Source organism: Flavobacterium sp. UW10123 (genome assembly GCF_040538975.1).
Classification (GTDB): domain Bacteria; phylum Bacteroidota; class Bacteroidia; order Flavobacteriales; family Flavobacteriaceae; genus Flavobacterium.
Map to the genome: position 1 here is coordinate 1 of NZ_JBEWQE010000027.1, position 24,320 is coordinate 24,320.

Consider the following 24,320-nt stretch of genomic DNA (forward strand, 5'->3'; position numbering starts at 1 on the left):
ATGAAAAGAAGTAGTGTTTGGTGGTCAATTTGAACCGAAACAAGGTGGTCAGTTTAAATTGAAAAGGAGTGGTCAGTTTGACCCGAAATCGGTGGTCACTTTATGCTGAAAAAGCGTGGTCAATTTGACCGCTTTTTCCACTTTCATCCTTCATATGCATCTGTTTCAAAGTTTTAGAATTGTTTAATTTTGTAGGATATTGAAAGACCGATTTGATGAAGACAAGAATATTAGATATTACAGAGTTTAGCCGATACCTAAACATTAGCAGTTTAAAAAGCCGTGATTAGCATATCGTAAATTTCGAGAAGGAGCAGAATGTAAGGCTTATTTTTTTAAAGAAAATTTAGGATAGAAAATAATTAAAAATGTACACAAAACAGGAAATTGAGGCAGTGGGATTTCTGCCCACGCTCGCAGAATATTTTACAGCAAAAGCCTGGTTAAGAAACTATGTTTTCCAGATGAAAATACAGATGCATATATTGGGGAAGTAATGTTTGCACCGGGTATGCGCAACAACTGGCATACGCATGGAAGCAACCAGATTTTGCTGGTCTGTGAAGGCGTCTGCTATTATCAGGCAGATGGGCAGCGTATCCAAAAAATAAAAGCTGGGGTTTTGTAAATATCCTTTCGGGGATTAGGTACTGGTATGGCGCATCTCCCAATGGCGTAATGATCCATACTGCCATTGGCATGAACATAGAAAAAGGACTGGCAAACTGGATGGAGTCTGTTTCAGATGGGCATTATAGCGTAAAATAGAAGAACAATATGGAGACAGAAGTTCTGGCGCTGGGTGCAAACGGATCTATTGGACAGATTTTTAAATCGCGCAGAAAGACGAACCGTTTATCGGAACAGAAGTGTATAGGTTTAATCTTTAATATCAATAAGATGAAGTTTCCTATACAGATATAAACTTCTGGATAAGAATGGCCTGATTTTTCTTTATTAAGAAATCAGGCATTTTCATACTTTAAAAAAGAGGAGGAATATTCTTAAAGTCTTTTTCCTAGTAATTTAGTATACAGTAAAATGCGTTTTTTTATGAAGATAATATAAAAAATCTACTTAGGTCTTAAATTTTTTATGCATAATTCTATCTAAATAATTAATTATTTGTAATTCAGTGTTTTGACTATGGATTGACATTAATTTATATATAATTTTGCGCCTCGAATTTAACTAGAGAATAAAAATTACCAAATGATCAAAATAAGAAATACAGTTAGAAGAACTTTATTTATAGTTTTTTTACTATTGCTATCTTTCACTTATGCTTCTGATAGGAAAGGAGATTTCATCTTGAAAATTGAAACCGGAAATGGAAAAGCAGTCTGCTTTACTCTAAATCCTAACGAAGAGACATTTTTATTTATTTACGATCAAAAGCACAATCTGATTTATGAATCAGCAATAAATAAATTAGACGTTTAAAAACAATTAGTTTGGAAGGATACTCAGCTGGAATCTACTATCTGGAAGTAGGTTGTAAAGAAAAAACTGCAAAACACGAAATTAAGATTATTTCTAAAGACTTAAAAAAAGTTAAAATAGAGGAATCTGTAAATGAGAGTCCGTCATTGCGTCGATAAAATTTTGCCCTAAATTTTAGACAGCTCAGAATTGAGCTGTTATTTGGCAGCCCTTTTTTTGGGCTGCTTTTTTTACCTTTTTTTTGCAATGTAATAATATGTGATAATTAGAAGCATAATATGAAAAAGCTGTTTTTTAAAAACTGGATTCCAATAAGTTATTTCTTTTTATTTATGGTTCTGGCCATACTAATACAGGGTGGCTGGGCCCTATGGGATTATCGGCCAGAAACAGTATGCAACTGGCGCAATTGCGATGTTCTAGTAGATTTATTTTTGATGTCACTGCCTCCAACATTTTTTATCTGCATGCTTAATATCTCATTTTTTATCATAACTAGCGGCAGGGTTTTATCTACGCTGGTTACCATATTTGTCTTAATGGCATCGTGCCTAATAATTGATACAGAAATATTTGCTGATAGGCAAGCATTATGGATTGCGTATGAAAATGCGTGGAAGGCTGGATTTAGTCTCGCTATTGGACCAATTGTAAGCACTTCTCTAATCTTTACCTATCCTCTCTATCGCTTAGCCAAAAAAATATCATTCTGCTCGGAATGCTGACCCTCTGCCACACAATTTCAAAAAATCAGCTTATTTTCCGATGAAGCGGTTTGTATCTATATTGTAGAGGAAGAATCTGGATCATCAATATAAGGTGAATCTCAAATTAGCGGCATAATTCTGAGCTTTTGTGTCAAATAATGCATTAGCTTGGGTTTCTGCTCTAATTTTTTCAAGCTAAATGCAAAATAGATGGGTTATCCTAATATTATATTCTTGATTTAAATCAAGAATTTCGTTTGAAATTTTGTGCTATTTTCGTCTTTGAAGTTCATGGAATTAAGTAGCAATTTCTAGAAGAGTTTTTAGTAAGCACTAGAATTGATTTATTTGTTATTAATGCCAGAGATTAGCTGCTTTAATCTCTGGTTTTTTAGTCTTATCCTTTTATTGGCAAAGATCTTAATATTAATTCACTTTTAACTATAACTAACTATTTTTTAACCATGCGGCATCCCCAAAATCGGTTTATTTATTTTGCCTCCGTGGAATAATAAAACTTTTTTTGGGGAAATGCTGCTAGCATGAAACAATGGTTTCTGCATTTATTTTGAATTATTTAAGCATTTTTATCTATACCACAATATAATAATATCATGAATAAGGTTATAAGACTGCGCGTGAAAAGAGAAATTGACAGCCTCCGAGAGCAGAAGATTATAAAGTTAAAAGGTTCTTTAATCGCTAAAGGGTATACCGATATTATCCATATAGCGGATGAAAATGAAAATTTTTATCTCAATACATTTTCCACTTCAAGCAAAGATGAAAAGCAGGCAGAAGATTTCGTTCAGGATTATATTCTCTCTAACGGCCTTACCGATGCTATTATGGTGCTTGAATCTCAATAATAGTGATTCAGCAGTATAAATTTAGACTTTAAACCCAGTTGTTTTCAACAAAAAATATTTACCAGCCAAATGGAAAGACGCAAGATCATTCATCGAAATTATTTTAGATTAACCCTGATATCTTTTTTTATAGGCGTCTGCGGAGCATCGCTGGCATTTTCACTAAAAAAGCTGACAGATTATTTTGAGCACCGCCTATTTAATTTTGCCGAAAACTGCCCAATAGCAATAATTCTGTTCCCTACAATAGGGATTACCGCTATTTATTTTTTAAGAAAGCATGCATTCAGGAACAGAAAGAATAAGGGAATAGCCGAAATATATAAAACGCTTGACCAGCGTAAAGACCACTTGCCATTATTCAAGATTCCCTCGCATTACATTAATGGCTTTCTTACGGTAATATTTGGAGGCTCCACCGGCATTGAGGTATCCACTGTTGTGGCCACGGCAACTGTTGGAAACTTTGCCTACAAAAAGAATCTATCTGCAAAAATATACAAAAGGGAACTAATCTGTGCGGGGGTGACGGCAGGGGTTGCCATTTTATTTTGCAGTCCATTGGCAGGATGGCTATTTGCCATGGAAGTTATCGCAAGGAAAGTAAACAGAACATTGATTATTTCCTGCACTTCTTCTGCATTGGTAAGCTGGCTATTCATTTCTTTATTTGATGACAGGCCTTTGCTTTTATACACTATTACAGATTGGAATTGGGCGGCCTTTCCATTTTTTATCATTTTAAGCCTTTTTGCGGCAGCGCTGGCAGTTTATTTCACGCTTTTGGTTACCCGGATAAAAAATCTTTTTGGGGCGATTTCGAACAATTTCGTGCGTGTGAATTTAGGGGCTCTGGCTGTGGGGGTATTGATTTATTTTTTCCCAGGCTTATATGGCGATAGCTATGATGCACTGCACGAGGTACTGCATGAATCAATAACAGCGCCCAATATTTCATTTTTTTTCCTATTAACAATTGCAATGCTAAAACCGCTCGCCGCATCCCTTACGCTTGGCGCAGGCGGAGATGGGGGCGTGTTTGCGCCTAGCATTGTTTCGGGAGCTTTTTTGGGTCTTGCTGTTGCCTTTGTCGGAAATGCTTATTTTGGAGCCAATCTGATACCTTTGAACTTTGCCTTAGTAGGGGCGGCTGCCACTTTATCTGCTTCTCTTTTTGCTCCTCTAACTTCTTTGGTTCTGATATGCAATTTGCTGCCAAACGGATACTTATTATTTGTTCCCATTATGTTAGGGAGCGTAATTTCATACTTTTTTTCAAAAAGGCTTTTGCCTTATAATGTCTATTCGTATGATTTCTATCTCGCCGAAAGGCGCTAGTCGATAAGGAGGAATAAATTTAAAAAAGCGCTTAGCAGAGGTTATCACTAGGGGAGAACCCTGATTTTTAGATTAAGTGAAAATACAGACTTCTTCTTTGGTAAAGAAAAGATCCATATGCCTTTTTTTCAGCTATAAGTCTGCAGCATTGGATTTTTTAAGGATTGAACGATCTGTTTGTTTTGTTCCGATTATTAAAAGCCATAAGCAGATTCCTATTTCGCCAAGAGTGGCAGGAAGAGCTATAAATTTTGAAATGCCAATTTCTCCATAATTCTCAATGAGCATATTGCCGCTAAAATTAATCAGGTACCCCAAACATCCCAGCATTAAAAGAATGCCTAAAGCTCTGGGAAGAAAACCGGATTTATAGACCAGATAGCCAAAAGGAAGCAGCCAAAGCTCCCAGAATACAGAGGCCAACAGTATGCCATGATCGTATTGATTCAAATAAAACATAGTCTGCCCCTGCAGCTGTTCTGCGGAATAGGCTCTTAGATAGCTGTCTTTGCCAATTAGGGAAAGGACTGCAAATTTGTTCTGCAGATTTACCAAAGAAATAGGGACACTCGCTGCGGCCAATACAACCATTAGTCCGGCATAAAAAGCCTGGACAGGTTTCAGCAGCTTATATAAGGCCATAGGCATGAAGAGAAACGAAATGTAGCATACAATGCTGCTTAGGATGCCCAATCGAAAAAGAGTCTCTGAGGCTGTTATGTTGTGAAAGGTTAGTGCCGGATCGTCCCATTCAAAGAGTGTTTTAGGCACATAAGCCAAAGAGAAAATTCCTGTCAGTACAACTGCCAGGTACAGTAATCCTGCTATTCTTGCTGTTTTTTTGTCTGTAAAATTGAATGCCATAAAGCTTTATTTAATTAAATTCTATTTTAGAAATTTCTATTCACGCCAGGTAATCAGCGATATTTCCATACTTTTCAAGGGAGCTTAAAATAAAACGGATCAATGGCCGCAATCCCTTTGGAAAATAAGCATTTAACAATAAGACTCAGTTTTGGATATTTTGTTACCCGGTTTGGTGTTTTTTCTTTGCCTCTTCTGGAAGGGGTTCATAAAAAACGGATATAAAAAAGTAAGAAGTAAAAGTTTTAGGCAAGTTTCTGCTTTCCTGCGATCCTCATCCGTCTGCATAGCGGTCCGATGCTGTTCAAATTGCTGGACGGCCAAAACGCAGTTGCAATTGATTTTTGGATTTATACAAAAAATGACATCCTATGCAGGACATCATTTTTTATCATAATTTATTTTAGAGAAATGGATTTTTGGGATGCAGCCTATGGGGTAAAGGGATTAGAGAGCCTAAGATTCAGGGCTATTCCCAAGTGCCTTGAATGGCGATGTTCAAACTGTCGTTCTTTACTTCCATATCGATAGGGAAGACAATCTTATATTCATCCATATCAATATCGCAGCGCCCCAAACAGCCTTTGGTTTCGCTCCACAGCTGCACATTGTAGGCTTTGCCATATAACTGCATTTCTGCAGACGGGAATACTTTAAAGGTGGCTGGCATGGTGTAATCGCTGGGATAAAACCCAGTTTGCGTTAAAGGAACTTCCGAATCGCTTTTAAAGACTTTAAAATAGAGCTTTTGTGGCGGCAGTGCGGTTCGGCCCTTATAGTCATTGAGTCTGATCGTTCTTAGGGTAAATGTATTATTGTCATTGGTGCAGCCTGCCATAAAAAGGACCAGCAGGGAGAAGAATATTTTTTTCATTGTGAGTTAATATAAATTATTGGATAAGTATTTTAATGCTGCAGGGAAAGCGATTCGAGTTCTGCCGTTTTGTTTTCCACCTCAGCAATTAAGATGTGCAGTGTTTCTATAAATTTCCTCTTGTCCGAGTCCTCCCGCTTTATTTTGACTTTGGTGCTAAACGGCTTTTCGAAAAAATAATAGTAGAGCGAATCGTAATCAGGATCGGCACCATTTTTTATGAGTTCCAGCTGTTTTGTATAGAAGGCAATCCTATAATTGAAATAGCCTGTCAGATTCCCTATCTGCTTTGAAAGGCTCTGGTTGTCCAGGTATTGGGCCAATAGGACAATATAATCCTGCCATTGCAGACTGCATTTTGCCTTATCTATCTTCTGATAGCATACTGCGCAGTTAAAGAAAAGGATCTCAAAGCTGTTCTGGATGTTTGCATTTTTAAGCGGAGCCAGTATTCTGATATTGCTGAAGGCCAGGCAAAAAGAAGACTGCGATATGTTTTTCTTGGAAAAAACGGGTTCCAAATTTATGTTTTTTGTCTGTTCTGCGGCCAGATGGATGCTCTGTTTTATTTTTTTCGGGCTAAAGACATCAGATCTGCATTCTTTGAAAAAGCTTGTAATGATTTCATCGAAGATCAGATACTGGTTCATTTGGCTAATAAAAAACCATTCTTTTTTTTCAATATAATTATCTGTGTTTACAGACTCCATTGTCAGATATAATAATTTATGATTTTCAAATAAAAAAATACTGATGCTCCCCCGGTTATTTGACGAGAATAGAATGATCGATTCGTTGGACTGGTATTCAATCTTAAGGTTCTTGTCAAGTTTGAGCAGGCAGGAAACCAGAATCTTGAATTTTGATCCTATCTGGCCTTTGGCTGTTTTGAGGATATACAGCGCCAGGCTCAGTATGGCCAGAATGGCTGTTATATAAATTAGCGACATATGGGATTGCTTCATAAGTTATTAGAAGGGAGAAGGCTGCTTTTTGGTTATGGTTACAATAGTCCTATTGATGTATGGAAAGAGCCCAACCATGATGATTGTCAGCACTATCAGCACACTGACTGTTTCATAATAGTCGATTGCGTATCGGATATGATTTTGCGCATTTATGGAGTTTACCAGCATTTTGCTGGCCGCCTTTTTTGCATAGGTCGTGTTTGCTCCATGCTGTGTGAGAAGATTTCTATAATGCTCTATTTTTTGATAGCTTTCGGCATTGTCAAAAGATATTCTGTTTTGAAAGGTATTAAAGTGTTTGCTTTTGGAATACAATTCAAAATAATTCATCAGCCCCATGCTTAAATAAAATCCCACACATCTCACCAGCAGACAGATGCCTGCCGATGAAACGCTCAGCCTTTCAGGAACCGATGCCACCATAAAAATGATAGAGGGGGTCATCAGGGTGCCCACGCCCAACCCCTGAACAAGCAATGGGATGTAGAAATAGCCTTCATTGGCCTCTATGGTGAAAAGAAAAACCATTCCGGCATAATAGATCAGGAGAAGCAGGAAGCCATAAACCCAAAGAAGGCGTATGGGGCGGTTCTGCAGAACAAATACCCCAGAAATTATTACCCCTATAATAATCCCCAAAATATTAAACAGGGTGATATGTCCGATATGGATCGGATCCAGTTTCAATACATTTTGAAAATAGACAGTGGTGATGGATAATGCAAAACGGCAGATGTAGAAGATAATGATGATAAGGGCCCCCAGCTTGAAATTTCTGTATTTAAAAACCTCTAAGTTAAAATAAGGCCTTTTTAGGGCTGACTGCCTGATAAGGAAAAGTGCGCCAGTGATTAGAACAGCCGCCGCACTCCAGCAGATGCGGGGATCTTCCAACCAATAATATTCTTGCCCATATATCATAATATATCCGGTCAGGGTAAGTGCAATGGCGTACAGTAAAAAGCTTGACCAGTCTAATTGGTATAGGGGGAATTTAACGTCCAGCCTGACATTATTCATAAATAGCATTAAAAAAATCAGACTGGGCAGATAAGAGAACATAGCGCACTTATAAAGAAAATTGAAATTAAACGAATCAATTATTTCTGCTGTGATGAAATTGTTGAACGGAATCATGCAGGCCAGCATTCCAAAGAAAATGGAATAGCCAATCACTCTGGCCCTTTGGGTTCTTAATCTGGAATAGATCATGGATAAGGATAGATTTACTGTCATGGTAAAAGCCATGCCCTGAATGAACCTGAAGGGGAAAAGGATGCTGTTCTCCCGTGTGATGTAGCATATATAGGAGCTCAGAATCTGTATGATGGTGATGATTATGAAATATTCTTTGGCGGCCAGGAACCTGAAAAAACGCCTTTCAAGCGAAAAGAAAGAAACATAGCCGGCATAGAATAGCGCCACTGAAAAATAGACGTCATAAGTTTCAATTCCGGTGTTTCCGGCCGCTGCATTGATATTGGCCATGGGCAGGAAGAACAGCACCAGACTAGGCAGCAGCACTATGAACAGTGTTGCCTTTACCAGCCATTCTGGAACCCATGATTTGAATAAGAAACTTTTTGGAAGCATTTTGTTACTGATTTTTGGCTATGGTGACATTCACATTCATCCCCGCTTTAAGCAGGCGGGATTCGCTTTTCGGATTTGTTACGCGTATTCTGACCGGAACACGCTGCACAATCTTGACATAATTTCCTGTTGAATTATCAGGCGGCAGCAGTGAGAAGCTGGATCCGGTAGCGGGAGAAAATGATATGATGACCCCTTTGAAAACTTTATTGGAGTAAGAGTCGGCCGTAAAAGTCGCGGTGTCCCCCAATTTCATAGTTTCGATTTGGGTCTCTTTATAATTGGCAACAACCCACTTGTCGGTTTCTCCATTTACTATATAGGCTAAAACCTGTCCGGGGTCAATCATCTGCCCCACTTCAATGGTTCTTCTTCCCATGTAGCCATCATAGGATGCAACAACGGCGGTATAGGTTACATCCAGCTTATGGCGCTCCAATAGAGATGCCAGCCTTTTGATTTCAGCCTGAACGACTGCTTCTTGCGCTTTTGCATCGTTGACTTCGGATAGCGAGGCCTGATATTTTTCGGTTGAGGATAAAAGTTCTGCTGCGGCAATGTCGCAAGTGGCCTGTACGGCTTCCAGCTTCTGTTGGGTTGCAGATTCCGTTTCAGCCAATTTTTTATAGCGGTCCAGCTCGAGTTTCTCTTTAATGAGTTCGGCTTTGCTGACTTCAATTTTCGAGCGGTATATCTGGGCAGTCCTAATGAGGGTCTGCACTTTGCTTTTCCAGACCATGAGCTGGGCTTTTGCATTGAGCAGCGCCGCCTGGGTCTGATTCTCCTGTATGGTGTATTCCCTCTGGTCGATCAAAATAAGGGTATCTCCTTTTTTTACCGCCTGATTTTCTTCAAATTTTACTGCGGTTATAAACCCTCCGGCTCTTGCTATGACAGGGTTTATGTATTCCTGCACCTGGGCATCATTGGTGTATTGGTTGTGATAGAGATCCCATAAGGTGATGATTCCCCAAATCATTAGGGCAACAGCAATAATTCCTGCAATCCAGGCAGTAATTTTGGTGATTATTTTATCGGTGACTGTGTATTGGTTTCTGTTTCTCATTTTTTAAAGTGTCCCTAAGACATTTTGAAGTTGATAGTATTGAATTTGCGCTTGGATCTTGGATGAAGCGTATTTAAACTGGCTTTCCAATAGCTGGATATCAGCATCCAGCAGATCGGTGATCAGGGCCGACTGGTTGAAATAGTTCTGTTTTACAATTCGGGCGTTTTCTGCCGATTGGTCGATGTCTTTTTTGTTTACATCAATGCGGATCAGCGCCTCTTTGAATCGCTGGTAGTTTTGGAAAACCTGCTCTCTCATTTTATCATCGGTATGATGGTGCTCCACTTCTTCTTTTTCCAGATTCATTTTAGCAATCCGCTCTTTGGGCTTGTTGATGTAAAGTTCGGAGAGGGGAATGGAGGCCCGAACCCCGAAGATTCCCAATGTATAATTGCTTGGCGAATAGGGGTATAGAAATATTTGGGGATTAGCCATGAAAAACTCGCCATAGAGCCCCACTTTAGGCTTTACATTGGCCTTGGTGCTTTTAAGGTCTATTTTTTTGATTTCGACTTTTTTCTCGGAGATGTGATACTCGTAGGCATTCTTCTGCGCTATCTCAAGATATTCTTCATAGGATTTGAGCTCATTGAGTTCAGGGGCGATCTGCTCGGACGGGTTGATTAGCTGCTCATCGGGCAATCCTATTAAAATGTTAAGCTTCTGATTGGCTATGATGATGTCGTTCTCGATGCTCACCAGCATCATTTTTTGATTGGACAGCTTTAATTCAATTCTTAGGACGTCGCTTTTTAGAACAGTTCCGTGTTTGTGCAGATCATTGATTTCTGCCAGCTGCTTTTCCTGATTGGCAATATCCTTTACCATAAGGTCTTTGAAGATGATGCTGCGCTGCAGGTCCAGATAATAGGCTGCCGCCTGCAGCTTTATCTCGGAAACCGTTAGGTTTTTCTGTATCTGGGCCACCTCGTAGGCCGCTTTCTTTCTGTCGATCTTTAGATTCAGCTTGTTTCCGTTATAGATGTTAAAGTAATAATCTGCACCTAATTTGTATAGCAGATGGATGACCTCATGCTGGGTGGGCTTGCTGAAAAGCCCATTTTCATATACAGGAATATTGGTGGCGAATTCGTAATTTCCCTTTAATGCGATCTCAGGAAATCTCTCATGCCTGCTTTCGGCTATCTCTTCCCGGCTGACTTGAACCTCAAGATTATTTATATTAATTTCTTTACTGTATTCTAAAGCTCTGTTCCAGGTCTGGTCCAAGGTAAGTGTTGGCTTTATCTGTGGTGCATCTGCAGGGCTCTGTGCCAATAAAAAAGATGAATTCTGTACTAATAGATACACTAAAAAGTACTTCTTGATGTGATTGAACATTTGCATTTAAATTTTGATGATGCAAATATAAATTCGATAAAAGGTCAACTATTTGTGTAAAACAGCCTATTGTTTTATCATTTCAGCCAATAGCGGCAATGGACTAGTTTTAGATGTAAAGTTGTTTTAGCTTTGTTTAAAAATGGAGCCAAAACATACTGTCTGGCAGCAGGCATGTGTTTTGATTTTTTGTCTAATGCATTTTATTACAGCTTTTTACGATGAGCCTGATAGCCTCTTTGCCTGAGATTGACACCCTGTCTTATTCTGTTTTTGTAAAGCACGAAAGATTTGAAAAATTCATTCCCTACCATAGCCATGCCAAAGGCCAATTGTCATATGTAGAAGGAGGTCTGGCTTATCTGCAGGTAAATGACAAAAAATATGTTATTCCTGCCAAACACTATTTCTGGGTTCCGCAGGGGCTCAAGCATGTCCTTAAGATCGGCCATTCGGGAACCGTTTTGCGCTCGCTGTTTTTCTACACCCATGATGACCATAGCAGCCCCTTTTATTCAGAAGTGGGGATTTACCCGATCAATGATCTGCTCTTGGAGATGATTAAGCATTCGGAAGGCTGGTATGGGCATATCAATCCGGGCCAGGACCAGTTTCTGTTCTTATCGGTAATTAAAAATATCCTGCCCCAGATCAGCAATAAGCGATTGCCGATTGCCCTGCCTTTTTCTGACAATGAAAGAATAAGACCCATATTGGATTATCTGCTGCTCCATATATCGGAGAGCCATTCCCTGCAGAGCATAGGCTATGAATTCGGTATCAGCGAAAGGAGCCTCTCGCGCCTGTTTCAGCAGACTCTTGAGACCTCATTTCTGCAGTACCTTAAGCTCCTGCGGATAATCAAGTCTATTGAGCTGATGCTGCAGACGGATCTGTCCATTAATGAAATTGCGTATGAGGTGGGTTATGGAAGCCTATCGGCTTTTAGCGATGTCTTTATGCAGCTTACCAATTCGAGGCCTTCTGATTTTAAAAAGAATTTTTAGCAGTTTGAATTGACACAAATATGAAGGAGATAGTGATAAAGAGGGTTTACGGCTGCAAAAAGGACGACGGAACCTATCGCATACTGACAGATCGGCTATGGCCTCGAGGCATAAAGAAAACAGATCTGCAGATCGACGAATGGAACAGAGAGATATCCCCATCGCCCGAATTAAGGAAATGGTTTGATCATAAAGAGGAGCGTTTTGAAGAGTTTGCCAAACGCTACATTGGGGAATTGGACGCTAAAAAGCAAGAAGTGCAGCGGTTAAGAAGCATAGCACAAAGAACGCCTCTGTCATTATTATACGGTGCAAAGGATCCTCTAATTAATCATGCGGCAGTCCTGAGAGAATATTTATTAAATATAGAAGGCAAAAAGATAAAAGATCCTTGCCTTTAAAATTCCACCGGTTTTGAAAACAGACAGCAGCAAAATATGCTTTTGGGTTAAAGAGAATGGCATGAGCCATTGCATTGAAAGCTATGTGAATGAATATCCCAATCTGATGTTCCTCTTAAGGGACAGGCTTCTTTTGGATGATTTTGGCCAATGCGGCGGAGTGGGCAGATGTGCCACATGCATCATTGGAATAAAGGGAATTAAAGAAGGCTCGGCCAGAAAAGAAAGGAACGAAGATGCTACGCTGTCTAAGATGGGCTGCACAGATGATGCCATCCGCCTTTCCTGCCAGCTGTATGTCAATTATGATATAGACGGGACCCAGATCGAGCTGCTGGACCTTTAAATTAATATAATGAAGTCGAGCATTTTCAGTACGATAGAACGAATAATTGGAACCCCTTATGCAGAAGATCCATTAGGGGAAGGTTCGGTCTGTTTTGAAAGCGGCGATGAGGTAAGAGCTGAGTTTCTGCCCCAGTTTACAGCTTATGATGTGGTAAATTATGCCTATGGCATACTATATCAGCTGCATTATGCAGAAAATGAAGGAATCGGATCTGTTTCGGTTTTGAAAATTCCCTATCCCTCAAATGCCGATTTTTTCTGGCAGTGCTGCGCAATTGGCAAGAAGATGCGCTTTGAGCATCCCATCGGGGAAATGGAGCTCATTTCGCTTAGCGAACTCAATTGGGAGAATGCCTAAAAGAGGGAGGCGGCCATAGTTTTTATGAATTTATGATTGAGATCATAAAAGCGGATTATGGCTCAAAGTTAGTTTTGTTGAAATTTAAAAATAATGTTATGAATTCTAATCAAAAAGCTTTAATCAAAGCTACCATTCCTATTCTGCAATCATCGGGCGAGGCCTTAACAGACTATTTCTATAAAAGGATGTTTAAGCACAATCCGGAACTGAAGTCCGTTTTCAATATGGGAAATCAGGCCAATGGAAGGCAAAAACAGGCTTTAGCGGGAGCAGTGCTGGCCTATGCGCAGCATATTGACAATCCGGCCGTTCTGATTGATGCCTTAAAGGGAATAGGCGGGAAACATGTCAGCCTGAATATCCAGCCCCAGGATTATGCCATAGTGGGGACGCATCTTGTGGCTTCCATAAAAGAGGTCTTGGGGGAAGAAACCGCTACCCCTGATCTGCTTGACGCCTGGAGGCTGGCCTATAGTGAGCTGGCAGAGATCATGATTGGCATCGAGGCTGAATTTTATCTTAATAATGAAAATAAGGCTGGCGGATGGAAAGGCTGGCGCAGTTTTACCATTAAGGCAATTGTAGTGGAATCCAAAGAAATAAAATCGTTTTATCTATTTCCCACTGACGGGAAAGAAATTGCGTCCTATCAGGCGGGACAATATTTGAGCGTGCAGGTATTTGTAGAACAGCTGGGATTGCTGCAGCCAAGGCAGTATAGCCTTTCGAGCGCTTATAATTCAAGATATTACAGGATTTCAGTCAAAAAGGAAACAGCTCTGGAAACGCACCCTGAGGGAATGGTCTCCAATGCCCTGCACAAAATGAATGTAGGCAATACGGTGAATGTATCGGCGCCTTCGGGAAATTTTTCTCTGCAGAATGCAGATGTGCCAATCGTTCTGATAAGCGGAGGGGTGGGAGCCACCCCTTTATTGAGCATGCTGGAGACTAACCAGAAATCGAAAAAAAACAAAACAGTTTGGATCCACGGCTGCCGCAATGCCTCGGTCCATGCTTTTAAAGAGGCCATTGCCGGGATGGAGGAAGAATCAGACTGGCTGGAAACCTTCCTCTTTAATGAGGACATGGAGCAGAATGGCGAAGAAGGCATCATCAGAGGCAGAGTTGATCTGGAAAAATGCAAAGAGGCTATCCTGCTTAAAGATGCTCACTATTATCTGTGCGGTCCGGCTCCATTTATCAAGGCCCATTATGAATCATTGGTGGGATTTAATATTGACAGATCCAATATTTTTTATGAAGAGTTTGGCCCGCAGTCGGTCCATCTGAATTAAAACCGTAAGAAAACCCTGCACTAGGCAGGGTTTTCTTGTGCTTATTGTCTGGTTAGGGCAATAAATTGGTTTTTTACCGCCTCATTTTCAAATTTTCCAGAAAAGTGGGCGGTGATAGTTGTTGTGCCGGTATCTTTAATTCCCCTTGATGCCACACAGAGATGGGCCGCATCAATTATGACTGCAATATCCGCTGAATTTAAAGCTTCTTTGAGCCCTTGGGCTATCTGGTTGGTGAGCCTTTCCTGGACCTGGGGCCTTTTAGCGTAAAATTGCACAAGCCTGTTTATTTTGGACAGCCCAATTACGGTGCCCCCTGAAATATAGGCAATATGCACTTTTCCAATGATGGGGACAAAATGATGTTCGCAATAAGAGTAGAGGGTAATATTTTTTTCGACCAGCATTTCCTGATAGCTGTACCTGTTCTCAAAAAGAGTGATCTTTGGCCTGTTTTTTGGGTTAATGCCGCTAAAGGCTTCTTGGACATACATTTTGGCAACCCTAGACGGCGTATTTTGGATGCTTTCATCGGCCAGGTCAAGTCCAAGAATATGCATGATTTCTTTGAAATGGCCCTCAATGAGGCCTATTTTCTCGCTGTCGCTGAGCTCAAAGGCATCTTCGCGGATCGGATTGTCCAGATTATTTTTAACGGATTGGCTATTTGCGGTTTCTTTTGTCTGCATTCTGTATTTTTTTTATTCTGTTGATAACATTAAGGACCATCGCATCGCAGTAGATTAAATTGAATTCATACAGATCGGCTTCCGTATAAGACCTCTCAATCTGTTTTCGCAGCATTATTTTTGCGCGGTTAAAGCGCACCTTGACATTGTTTTCGCTTATGCTTAATGACTGCGCTGTTTCGGCAACATTCAGTTCGGCAATTTTTCTCAAAGAAAAAACCATTCTGTACTCTAAGGGGATCTGAACCAGCGCATTTTCAATTACAAAATCCAGCTCTTTGGCCATTATCACTTTATTGGTATCTGTATGCGAATTATCAGAAAACATAGGGATTGCTTTTTCATTGATCTGGGTTGAAACTTCATTTTTATAGCTTGACTTGTTGCGCTTTTTATAGCAGTTGTTGATCATTATCCTTATGATCCAGGTTTTGAATGAGGAGCGGTTTTCAAATTTAGACAGATTAAGATAGGCGTCAATAAAGGTGTCCTGCATCAGATCCTGGGTATCCTCGTGGCTGCAGCCGTAGCTTCGCCCTATTTTGTACAGAAAAGGATTGTTGCGCCTGATGAGGATTTCGTATAGGGCCAATTCTCCATCAAGAACTTTGCCTGCTATTTCGGTGTCGCTGTATTGATTCATTGTTGCTGTTTTTGAACCTGTTGGAATTAATATATATGTAATCAAAAATGGCTCCCATCCTGTCGATAGGAACCATTTTTATCATTATTCTGCAATTTTGGCAATTCTGGCTGTGGAAAATGCGGCAATTGCCATAACCAGATCGCGTACGGCCACATCCAGGTAGCTGCCCCCAGCAATTAGGGTAAGGGCAATTAAGGCAAGCCATGCTGCGACAATATAGGATCCGATTTCTGCCTTTTTCAGGACAATAATCCCTGCGATGATCTCGATTATGCCGACAATGCCCATAAAAGTGCCGCCGTCAAAAGGAATCAATGGCTTCAGGGAAGGACTGATGTAATTTTCCCAATTGGCCAGAAGGTTGGTGAATTTGTCTAATCCGGCAACGATAGGCACTATTGCAAAAGTGAATTTCAATAAGTGGTACGTCGGTTTAAGGGTCTGAATTCTGTTGGTGCTTTCCATTTTTTCTGTTTTAAGGTTTATAATATAAATCCGTTTATATTACTTTAGAGCCGATGAAAGATCAAAAGGTTACAGAATCAGATCCGGCAAAAGAAAAATATGGAAAAACCGGACGATGGTGCACTGCCCTTTTGCCACAGCAGTTAAAAGCCGGACAATAGCAGGGGAGAAAGGGATGGATCTTAAGAAGCGCCAGGGATTAAAGCGGCGGATCAGCCCTGGCGCTGAAATAGATTCCAAAAACATTTTTTTATTTTTTTTAACTCTTAAATAAAACAGCCGCCGCCTGATTGTGAACGTTATTACATAAATTTAAGATTAAAATGCCAATAAAAAAATTGATTTAAATCAAATGCCAAATGCGCGATATCTGAAAGCGATAAAAGGCCAATGCCTTCAAAGCGGTGCGGGCTTCAGCCTTACTGCCTTTTGGAAGAACCTATTGCTTTGCGCCTGCAAATTGGGTCTAAATCCTATAAGGGCGCAAGCGTTTTTTTTTGTCAGATTGTTTTTATATTTTTAACAGTTAATAAGTATAATACGTACTTAAATCATGTTTAATTTTGATTTAAATCAAAATTAAAAAAAAAGAAGAGATAATGCTGTAATTTTCGTATCCTATATGATTTCGAAATTTATCTTTAACAATCACTTTCTTTTAAATGAGCTTCCTCAGAACGACAGGGACCTTCTTATGAAAGTGATGCAGATCAAAAAATACCGTAAGAATGAAGCTGTTTTTACCGAAGGCACCCGGCCTTCGGGAGTATTTTTTGTGCAGTCCGGCAAAGTAAAAAAATACAAATCGGATAATGATGAGCGCGAACAGATCATCTACATTTACAATAAGGGCGAGTTTTTTGGCTACTCGGCAGTTTTGAGCGAGGATTGCTATGGAGATACTGCAGTGGCGATAGAGAGTGCCGCAATTGCATTTATTTCGGCGGAGGATTTTTTTGGGATCATAAATAGGTCGGCAGTATTTTCAAGACTTCTATTAAAGAGCCTGAGCCATGAATTTATCGTAATGGCAAATCTGATATCCGTTCTGGCGCAGAGAACCGTAAGGGAACGCGTTGCCTTATGCCTTTTGATTCTGCATGAGAAATATAAGAATGAGAAAGATCTCAGGGATGATGTCTATATTACCCTTTCCAGAAAAGATCTGGCCAATATGGCCGGCACGGTCAACGAAACGCTTGCCCGCGTGCTTCATGACTTCAAGGATGAAGAGCTGATCTGGGTGGAAGGGCGCAAGATACAGCTTTTAAGTTATGAACGCCTGGCTCATGCGGCCAACTTTTTGAAATAGGATAATCAATCTTAAGCAATGATAATGAGGTGCCCTTTAGGGATTTCCAAGGAAGATATGGATGCAGGTGGCGGTTCTTTCGGGCGGGCTGAAATCTGGGATGTGTTTGGGATATTTTTTATTTATAAAAATGATAGCCATAAAAGGTTAAAACCGCAAGCTGAATGGGAATACAAATGAAATGCCGGCAGCAGCAGGCAGGATAAAATATAAAAAAAATCAGGGCGATAAGAATAGTATTTAGGGCTGTCTATTTAATTTCATCAGACATTATCAAAGCGTGGGGACTTTGAAGGAATTAATGGTCGCCCTGATTGATATTATATGGCCCTAATGCGGATTTCGAATCTTGTTGAGCCCTATTCTGATCCTAAAAAAAGACAAAGCCAGCGCTTTGCCAAAAGCAATCCAATGCAGAGGAGAATACGGGCCGTTCTGTTCATTTTCCAACAACCCGGGCCTCTCTGATGATAAATGGGAGAATTTATTTTGTAGCGGATCAGTATTTCTTCTTCCAAAAATGCAGTACGCCGCTATGTGAAAAATCCAGATCGAAACTATCGGGAATCTCATCCCTATTGCTCCAGAAGGTCACCAGCTTGGTTCCCGCTGGAGTTGAATCGAGCTGTTTTCGGACATAGGAGGAATATGAATAATAGAGTTCTTCCTCCCGATGCACTGTTTTATCAATCGGGCAGGAGCCATCCAGGTTTTCAAAAAAAGAGTTGTAGAAATAGAAGGCCTCATAGTGGGAAAAAGAAATCTCATTAATGTTGGAATGGATAAATTCAACATTGCCTATTCGGTGTTCTTCCGCTATCTCTTTTGATAGCCTGACAAGGGATTCCCTTTGCTCTACGCCATAAAAAACACCTTGGGTCAAAGATGCGCCTACCAGGCAGAATTTTCCTGCCCCCGAACCAATATCCAAGATCTTTTTTTGGGGCTTGTCGGCAAGGTAGCGCGCGGCGATTCTGGCTATTTCAATGGGAGTCCAATGGCGGTCTGCCAGCTTTTTTGCCCACTCGGGGTAAATTGCGTCAAAAGTGCTGTCATCAACAGCCTTATCTGATTTAAGGGAGCTGAAGATCATCGGATCAATTCGCTGTATTCCTCACTGCTCAGAAATTCGGAAGCAGAAAAGGCTTTATTTGCCGTAATCCTCAAAAGCCAGCTGACATACGGCTCTCTATTGATCCTGAATGCATAGGAGTTTAAGTCTATGTTTATTGCTGCGATCCTGCCGCTGAAGGGCGGGATGATTGTAAAATCCTTATCAGAAGCGAAAATGACCCCTATTGAAGTTTTTTTCCTGAAGGCATTATCGGAGGATGGCAGATGCACCGAAGCGATAGGGCCAAGCTCTTTTTGGGCAAAATCGGTAATCCCCAAAAAATAGTCATATTGTCCGACCTGTCTGAGCCATAAATGGTCCTTGGTATAATGCAATAGTTTTGGGATGGAGATTTTCTTTGTGGTCATGGTTGTTTAAATTAGTTAAGTTTTTGTGTCAGCTGATGCATATGCCTGTTTGATTTTATCGTTCCAGACAGTCCAGCAGCAGGCTGAAAAGCATCTTTAGGCATTCTCTTTGATCTGTTCCTGCTGATATACAATGCTATAAGGCAGAGAGCGGCAGGTAATATTCGGGGCTGCATCATATGGGCAAAAATACATCAGTTAAATATGTATTTTAATGATCAGTATTGCAATAAAATTTGATTTAAATCAATATTAAAAAAAAGAAAAATAAAATATCGTACATTAGAATGCTTATGATTTCAAGATTTATTTTTAACAACCATTATATTTTCAGTGGGCTTCCCCAGGATGACAAGGATCTGCTTTTGCAGGTAATGATGACCAGAAAATATCGCAAGAATGAAGCCATTTTTACCGAAGGCAGAGAGCCTTTGGGGATTTTCTTTGTGCGGTCCGGCAAAGTAAAGATCTACAAGGCAGACAATGACTAGCGGGAACAGATTATCTACATATACGGCACCGGGGAGTTTTTTGGCTATGCGGCAGTTTTAAGCGAAAGCTTTTATGTCGGCACGACTGTAGCAATTGAAAGTGCTGTGATCGGATTTATTTCTGCGGATGATTTTATGGCTGTCTTAAAGAAATCTACGGTCTTTACCAGACTGCTTCTAAAGAGCCTTAGCCATGAATTTATCGTAATGGCGAATCTTGCGGCCGTCTTATCGCAGAGGACGGTCAGAGAGCGGGTAGCTTTGAGCCTGCTGATTCTCAATGACAAGTATAGAAATGAAAATGAGAGCAGGGAAGATGTGTGCATTACCCTTTCGCGCAGGGATCTGGCTAAAATGGCGGGTACGGTAAGCGAAACTCTTGCCCGTGTGCTTCATGATTTTAAAGAAGAGGGGCTTATCCTGGCTGAAGGGCGCAAGATACAGCTGCTAAATTTTGAGCGGCTGGTTTATACCGTTAATTTCTTATAATACAATACAGCTATGAAGGAGATTCTAAGTGAAAAAATACTTAAGGCATTATCTGGGGACAATAATAAAAAACATTCCCTGGAAGAACTGGCAGAAATCATATATCCTGCTCAAGGCAATTTTTTTTCGGGTCCAGATGCAATAGAGGCCGAAAGGAGGATTCAGGCAGATCTCTTAGATGCCCTGCTGGAGCTGGAAGAGCAGCAGCTGATCGTTTTGGATGAAGATACGGATCAGAGCATGCTGGCCAGACAGGTTTATAAACTAAGGGAGACGGGAACAGTCTGAAATAGGCGGCCCTGGTGGCCTGCATTGCCGCAGAGGCCAATTGCCATAGGAGGTTATGCCGTCCATACATAAGCCGCAGGGCTGATTTGAAACAGGAATTACCAATAAATGCCACAGAGTCTTCACTTCCAGAAAACATCATCCCACTGCTCAGGGGTGTCTGCTTTTTCTGAAAGCAGTTCCAGTATGGATAAAATTTGATTCGGCGCAATATTTTCACTCAGAGCGGTGAAGATTTTTTTTTCTTCAAGCCTGACGAGCTCCTCCAGATCCTCTTCAATGCGCGATAGCGCTTTGGCAAGTTCGATATTCTTAGTGGAATGCTTTTTTATTCTGCGCTGTTTTGCCAATGCTTTTTTGATGAGCCCATCCTCAAATTCGAGAATGGGAAAAACATGGATCCTCTGCATTTCAAAAAATGGCGACAGCTGGGTGGCATAGCGCCAGTCCGTGTAATCCTTTATCCTCTGCAGGGCAACCTTTTTTCTTATCCCTTCACGTATTATGGCGCATAATTCAAGTGACTGGGCATGATGCTGGCGCAGGGCGGCTAATAGCAGCTTTAAATTCTGCTTGTTTTCTTTTGGGGATATTTTTCTTTCTAAAAGCATTTCAATGGGGTATATAAATGGAAAATTTCGGTTTGATATAATATGCCAAGCGGCCTGTCCTATTTTTTTGGCGCATCTAGCACCATAAGGCATCCGATTATCAGAATGCCTTTGATGGAATGCTTCTTGGATGATATTGCATAAATTACCGCATCCAGATCCGGATCCGAATCTCTGAAATGGTAGGCGTGATTGATCTGGATTTCGCTATAGCTGATTTTATACTTATGGTTGCGGGCATTTACAAAGCCTCTATTGGCCGTAAAGCTTAAACTGTAGCCCTGGCATATTAGCCCTTCAAGGGCTTCTGTCAAATTCGTATATGGATTCATGCTGCTGTTGTTTTTTGGGTATTTTTTATTCCGGTCTTTTCCGGCCAATTTGAGTGCTGTATTGGAGCTAAGCAATTATATGATTCCTATCGGCAATGGTCTGTCGGAATTGCCCAGAACAGGGATAAGGGCTTTTTTGCCTGTTTTCAGGGAATGGAATTCTGCAGATCGGACATTTCCTTTTCTAGACCAGCGCCCATCTGAAGCATCTTTTTGGAAAATCCCGAGCCCTGCACTGTTTTGGAAAATCCAGAAGCCCTGATTATTTTTAATTTTGCAGGGGAGACAAGATATAGAGGCTTTACGTAGAACAGATAGTAAAGGATATTATAATTGTAATGGGAATCCGATCTGAGCCTGCGTACTTCCCCGGTGTAGAAAGACAGGCGTTTTTTCATGAGTTTTTCAATATCATTGATCTGATAGGCTAGATTGTGGTTTTCAAGATAAAATAAAAGCAGCCCCAAGAGCTGCTCCCATAGCAGTTCTTTTTCTTTAAAAGCATTTCTTTCCGCTGCCGCCGCACAATTGAAAAAAAGAACTTCAAAGAGGCCCTTGCCACCGATTTTTTGAAAATCATTGATCTGCTTGGCATTTTTAAAAGAGATGCAGAAGCATGATTGCGGCAGGTTATAATACGAATAGGGGCTGCAGAGTATGATCTTTGCTGTGATGCGGCTGCTTTTCTGATGCCATTTATCCAGCAGATCCAGATCAAAGCCGCAGTCTTGGCTGCGCTTTAATTCTTCCACTATATCGCCGAATAGGGCATACTGGTTCTGGATATCGGGAAAAATCCATTCCTTTTTCTGGTTTTTGCCCTGAATCCCCGCTGACTGCACTATAATTGAAATGATATTGCAGTATTGCGAGAGCATTATGGCAACAGGACCCTTCTGGCCCGGCGAAAAGAGGATCATTTCATCCTGTGTGCTGCTTTGGATGGCAAGCTGTTTATCCAATTTAGAAATCAGCCGTATCAGTACTGAAACCTTTCTGCTTAGGCAGGATTTTTTTTTTTGGCTGTTTTGCAAATAACATAAAAGAGCACAGTCAGAAAACCGGCGCTGTAAAGAATCCACATATGAGTAAAATTTAAGTTTATTGGTATGATTTTAAATCTAAAAGCAGAGGGCTGTTTTTTTATCAAATCAGTACAATAGGGATTATCCGATTATAATGAGCGACATCCTGCAGCTTAGTTTCAGGCATCCTAAGACCTTTGCCGGACTATATTTGCAGAAACTGTTTCTCCCAAGGCTGCCTGAGGGTATTGCGTGGCTGTTTTGCGCATCTTTTGACCATAGCAGATCAGGATGTACGGCATTAAGGCATAATTTTCCTGAAGATTAATAGGAGCAGAGCCGAGCGGCAGGATCTGGCCAGTTGGTTTCTTGTGCGTTGTAAAAAACATTTTGCTTTTTGTTTATATCACAAATATACGGGCTAGTAGAGTCCAACTCTTTACGCAAAAAAGACAATAACTTAATCATTTCGGACAATGTTGGTTTCGGATGCTTTTCAGCGGCAAAAAGCTCTTTATTTTTGTTTTGGCAAGTATGCGCGCTGCAGGCGGTGATGGATGGAATGCATTTCGTATATTTGATACAGTCCCCTAAAAAAATAATTAGTTTATGAGTCTTGTAGCTTCTCTGCCTGAGATAGATAATCTGGAATCTTCAGTTTTTGTGATGCATGAAAGATTTGAAAAATTTATTCCCCAGCACAGCCACACTAAAGGGCAGCTCTCTTATGTGGAAGGGGGGCTGGCCTATCTGCAGGTTAACGGAAGGCATTATGTCATTCCTGCCCGCCATTATTTCTGGGTTCCCTGCGGAGTGGTGCATATCTTAAAGATCGGGCATTCGGGAACAGTGCTGCGCTCTCTGTTTTTTTATACCCACGATGATCATAAAAGCCCCTTTTATTCCGAGGTGGGCATTTATCCCATCAACGACCTTCTGATGGAGATGATCAAATATTCAGAAAGCTGGAGCGGCCATATTCTTCCCGGGGAAAGCCGTTATCTCTTTTTGTCGGTAATAAAGGATATTCTTCCTGAGATTAGCAATAGAAAGCTTCCCATAGCGCTTCCCTTTACCGATAATGAGCGCATGGTTCCCATCTTGGAATGGATCCAAAGCAATATCTCTGACATGCATTCCCTAAAAAGCATCGGCAGCCGGTTCGCACTAAGCGAAAGGTCATTGTCAAGACTGTTCCAGTCTTCGCTTGACACTTCATTTCTGCAGTACTTAAAGCTGCTCAGGATGGTAAGGGCAATTGAGCTGATGCTGCAGACTGATCTCTCGGTAAGCGAAATCAGCTACGCTGTCGGCTACAGAAGCCTTCCGGCCTTCAGCAATACGTTTTATCAGCTGACCCATTTGAGGCCTTCGGATTTTAGAAAGAATTTTTGAAGCCGCAAACCGGCAGAATCGGCTGTGAGGCCTCTGTCATCAGACAGAGTTCCCAAAAAAAATGCAATCTTGACGAAGATTGCATTTTTTTTGGGGCGGCATAAGTGTTTCGGGAATCGCTTCTCTTGAGCTTTCACTAAATCGGATGTGCCTTTTAGAATGCAAAACAGTATTGTGAGGATCACAAATACGCACAGCCTGTTTTGCTTTTCAAGATCCTGCGCTTTGCAGCTTATATGTTTTTTTGGTTTTGCAGAAGCCCTTAAAGCGTTCAATTTTCAGACCTCTGCCGTGAAAAGAAAAAAGCCGATATTTTTATCGGCTTTAGCTCAGGGGCGTTTTTATTCTCTTTTTCATGCGGTTTTTTATCTGATAGAGGTTCTCATTCAAAAGCTTGAGAATCTCTTTATGATGCGCAGAGGGCTTGTTTTTCATCCCCCTGCACTGTAGGATTTCCAAACGGCTCAGTGATATTTCAATAGTTTCCACAGACTGGTTCTGAACTTTAGCCGATAAGACAAGTGAATCCTTTTTGGCGTAATACTCATTGGTAAAGACACAATGCCCCAAATCATCGCCTTCGCGCATAAAATCCCTAACGTTTTCAATTACGC

General features: G+C 40.8%; 28 protein-coding genes and 1 pseudogene. 14 read left to right on the top strand and 15 right to left on the bottom strand.

The genetic code is table 11. The features are described from left to right. The first annotated feature begins 1,212 nt into the window (after nt 1-1,212). From ABXT06_RS22210 to ABXT06_RS22225, 4 genes are all read left to right on the top strand, one after another. On the top strand, nt 1,213-1,443 hold the full coding sequence (locus tag ABXT06_RS22210) for a hypothetical protein (protein WP_354592687.1): 231 nt from the start codon (nt 1,213-1,215) through the stop codon (nt 1,441-1,443). An 11-nt stretch (nt 1,444-1,454) separates the two neighbouring features. Beyond that, nucleotides 1,455-1,601: a hypothetical protein gene (locus ABXT06_RS22215; RefSeq protein ID WP_294957212.1), complete on the top strand. Its 147-nt coding sequence runs from the start codon at nt 1,455-1,457 to the stop codon at nt 1,599-1,601. 1,163 nt (nt 1,602-2,764) lie between these two features. After that, nucleotides 2,765-3,019 (top strand): hypothetical protein, encoded by a 255-nt coding sequence (locus ABXT06_RS22220; RefSeq protein ID WP_294957209.1) that lies wholly within the window; start codon nt 2,765-2,767, stop codon nt 3,017-3,019. Nucleotides 3,020-3,088: 69 nt separating this feature from the next. After that, nucleotides 3,089-4,357: a chloride channel protein gene (locus ABXT06_RS22225; protein ID WP_354592688.1), complete on the top strand. Its 1,269-nt coding sequence runs from the start codon at nt 3,089-3,091 to the stop codon at nt 4,355-4,357. A 132-nt stretch (nt 4,358-4,489) separates the two neighbouring features. On the opposite strand, the gene ABXT06_RS22230 is transcribed toward ABXT06_RS22225, so the two are convergent. The 6 genes from ABXT06_RS22230 to ABXT06_RS22255 form a co-directional block, all read right to left on the bottom strand. After that, nucleotides 4,490-5,221: a DUF4386 domain-containing protein gene (locus ABXT06_RS22230; protein WP_354592689.1), complete on the bottom strand. Its 732-nt coding sequence runs from the start codon at nt 5,219-5,221 to the stop codon at nt 4,490-4,492. A 469-nt stretch (nt 5,222-5,690) separates the two neighbouring features. Beyond that, nucleotides 5,691-6,095 carry a hypothetical protein gene (locus ABXT06_RS22235; RefSeq protein ID WP_294957201.1) on the bottom strand — a complete coding sequence of 135 codons (405 nt, stop codon included), beginning with the start codon at nt 6,093-6,095 and terminating at the stop codon, nt 5,691-5,693. Nucleotides 6,096-6,127: 32 nt separating this feature from the next. Further along, on the bottom strand, nt 6,128-7,045 hold the full coding sequence (locus ABXT06_RS22240) for a hypothetical protein (protein WP_354592690.1): 918 nt from the start codon (nt 7,043-7,045) through the stop codon (nt 6,128-6,130). 21 nt (nt 7,046-7,066) lie between these two features. Further along, a complete protein-coding gene (locus ABXT06_RS22245; protein ID WP_294957195.1) occupies nt 7,067-8,656 on the bottom strand; it encodes an MFS transporter in 1,590 nt (529 codons plus the stop codon). Nucleotides 8,657-8,660: 4 nt separating this feature from the next. After that, nucleotides 8,661-9,722, bottom strand: coding sequence for an HlyD family secretion protein (locus ABXT06_RS22250; protein WP_354592691.1), 1,062 nt, complete (start codon nt 9,720-9,722; stop codon nt 8,661-8,663). A 3-nt stretch (nt 9,723-9,725) separates the two neighbouring features. Then, entirely contained in the window at nt 9,726-11,066 is a 1,341-nt protein-coding gene (locus ABXT06_RS22255; RefSeq protein ID WP_354592692.1) for a TolC family protein, read from the bottom strand. 221 nt (nt 11,067-11,287) lie between these two features. Here ABXT06_RS22255 and ABXT06_RS22260 point away from each other — a divergent pair, with 221 nt between their 5' ends. The 5 genes from ABXT06_RS22260 to hmpA all read left to right on the top strand — a co-directional run bounded on the left by ABXT06_RS22260 (nt 11,288) and on the right by hmpA (nt 14,481). Beyond that, nucleotides 11,288-12,073 (top strand): helix-turn-helix domain-containing protein, encoded by a 786-nt coding sequence (locus ABXT06_RS22260; RefSeq protein ID WP_294957186.1) that lies wholly within the window; start codon nt 11,288-11,290, stop codon nt 12,071-12,073. 20 nt (nt 12,074-12,093) lie between these two features. After that, complete coding sequence (locus ABXT06_RS22265; RefSeq protein WP_294957183.1) at nt 12,094-12,474, top strand: DUF488 domain-containing protein; 381 nt, start codon at nt 12,094-12,096, stop codon at nt 12,472-12,474. A 13-nt stretch (nt 12,475-12,487) separates the two neighbouring features. Further along, nucleotides 12,488-12,820, top strand: a complete 333-nt coding sequence (locus ABXT06_RS22270) for a 2Fe-2S iron-sulfur cluster-binding family protein (protein WP_294957178.1) — start codon at nt 12,488-12,490, stop codon at nt 12,818-12,820. Between the two features lie 9 nt (nt 12,821-12,829). Next, entirely contained in the window at nt 12,830-13,180 is a 351-nt protein-coding gene (locus ABXT06_RS22275; protein WP_354592693.1) for a hypothetical protein, read from the top strand. A gap of 98 nt (nt 13,181-13,278) precedes the next feature. After that, nucleotides 13,279-14,481, top strand: coding sequence for an NO-inducible flavohemoprotein (hmpA, locus tag ABXT06_RS22280; RefSeq protein WP_294957440.1), 1,203 nt, complete (start codon nt 13,279-13,281; stop codon nt 14,479-14,481). A gap of 41 nt (nt 14,482-14,522) precedes the next feature. Here hmpA and folE read toward each other — a convergent pair whose 3' ends face one another. The 3 genes from folE to ABXT06_RS22295 form a co-directional block, all read right to left on the bottom strand. After that, the gene (folE, locus tag ABXT06_RS22285; RefSeq protein ID WP_294957172.1) at nt 14,523-15,170 is read right to left on the bottom strand and encodes a GTP cyclohydrolase I FolE; all 648 of its coding nucleotides are present in this window, start codon (nt 15,168-15,170) and stop codon (nt 14,523-14,525) included. Further along, complete coding sequence (locus ABXT06_RS22290; protein WP_354592694.1) at nt 15,145-15,813, bottom strand: sigma-70 family RNA polymerase sigma factor; 669 nt, start codon at nt 15,811-15,813, stop codon at nt 15,145-15,147. The genes folE and ABXT06_RS22290 overlap by 26 nt, the downstream gene beginning before the upstream one ends. A gap of 84 nt (nt 15,814-15,897) precedes the next feature. Next, entirely contained in the window at nt 15,898-16,281 is a 384-nt protein-coding gene (locus tag ABXT06_RS22295) for a hypothetical protein (RefSeq protein WP_354592695.1), read from the bottom strand. A gap of 694 nt (nt 16,282-16,975) precedes the next feature. Between ABXT06_RS22295 and ABXT06_RS22300 the strand changes: the two genes are divergently transcribed. Next, nucleotides 16,976-17,593: a Crp/Fnr family transcriptional regulator gene (locus tag ABXT06_RS22300; RefSeq protein WP_354592696.1), complete on the top strand. Its 618-nt coding sequence runs from the start codon at nt 16,976-16,978 to the stop codon at nt 17,591-17,593. Nucleotides 17,594-18,092: 499 nt separating this feature from the next. Here the strand turns inward: ABXT06_RS22300 and ABXT06_RS22305 are convergent, their stop codons facing one another. Beyond that, the gene (locus tag ABXT06_RS22305) at nt 18,093-18,686 is read right to left on the bottom strand and encodes a methyltransferase domain-containing protein (RefSeq protein ID WP_354592697.1); all 594 of its coding nucleotides are present in this window, start codon (nt 18,684-18,686) and stop codon (nt 18,093-18,095) included. Continuing rightward, nucleotides 18,683-19,075, bottom strand: coding sequence for a glycine cleavage system protein H (locus tag ABXT06_RS22310; RefSeq protein ID WP_294957157.1), 393 nt, complete (start codon nt 19,073-19,075; stop codon nt 18,683-18,685). Before ABXT06_RS22310 ends, ABXT06_RS22305 begins: the two co-directional genes overlap by 4 nt. A gap of 377 nt (nt 19,076-19,452) precedes the next feature. Between ABXT06_RS22310 and ABXT06_RS22315 the strand changes: the two are divergent. The 3 genes and pseudogenes from ABXT06_RS22315 to ABXT06_RS22325 form a co-directional block, all read left to right on the top strand. After that, a pseudogene (locus ABXT06_RS22315) lies at nt 19,453-19,707 on the top strand (Crp/Fnr family transcriptional regulator); the annotation flags it as partial. A 66-nt stretch (nt 19,708-19,773) separates the two neighbouring features. Continuing rightward, entirely contained in the window at nt 19,774-20,055 is a 282-nt protein-coding gene (locus ABXT06_RS22320) for a Crp/Fnr family transcriptional regulator (protein ID WP_354592700.1), read from the top strand. A gap of 12 nt (nt 20,056-20,067) precedes the next feature. Beyond that, nucleotides 20,068-20,343, top strand: coding sequence for a hypothetical protein (locus ABXT06_RS22325; RefSeq protein WP_294957151.1), 276 nt, complete (start codon nt 20,068-20,070; stop codon nt 20,341-20,343). A 122-nt stretch (nt 20,344-20,465) separates the two neighbouring features. Here ABXT06_RS22325 and ABXT06_RS22330 read toward each other — a convergent pair whose 3' ends face one another. The 3 genes from ABXT06_RS22330 to ABXT06_RS22340 form a co-directional block, all read right to left on the bottom strand. Continuing rightward, entirely contained in the window at nt 20,466-20,954 is a 489-nt protein-coding gene (locus ABXT06_RS22330; protein ID WP_294957148.1) for a hemerythrin domain-containing protein, read from the bottom strand. A gap of 59 nt (nt 20,955-21,013) precedes the next feature. Beyond that, a complete protein-coding gene (locus tag ABXT06_RS22335; RefSeq protein ID WP_294957145.1) occupies nt 21,014-21,286 on the bottom strand; it encodes a hypothetical protein in 273 nt (90 codons plus the stop codon). A 146-nt stretch (nt 21,287-21,432) separates the two neighbouring features. Further along, the gene (locus tag ABXT06_RS22340) at nt 21,433-22,368 is read right to left on the bottom strand and encodes a hypothetical protein (RefSeq protein ID WP_294957143.1); all 936 of its coding nucleotides are present in this window, start codon (nt 22,366-22,368) and stop codon (nt 21,433-21,435) included. Between the two features lie 552 nt (nt 22,369-22,920). On the opposite strand from ABXT06_RS22340, the gene ABXT06_RS22345 reads away from it, so the two are divergent. Next, complete coding sequence (locus ABXT06_RS22345) at nt 22,921-23,706, top strand: helix-turn-helix domain-containing protein (protein WP_354592698.1); 786 nt, start codon at nt 22,921-22,923, stop codon at nt 23,704-23,706. Between the two features lie 324 nt (nt 23,707-24,030). Here the strand turns inward: ABXT06_RS22345 and ABXT06_RS22350 are convergent. Continuing rightward, nucleotides 24,031-24,320: PcfJ domain-containing protein (locus ABXT06_RS22350; RefSeq protein ID WP_354592699.1), on the bottom strand; the 290-nt coding region annotated here is incomplete at its 5' end.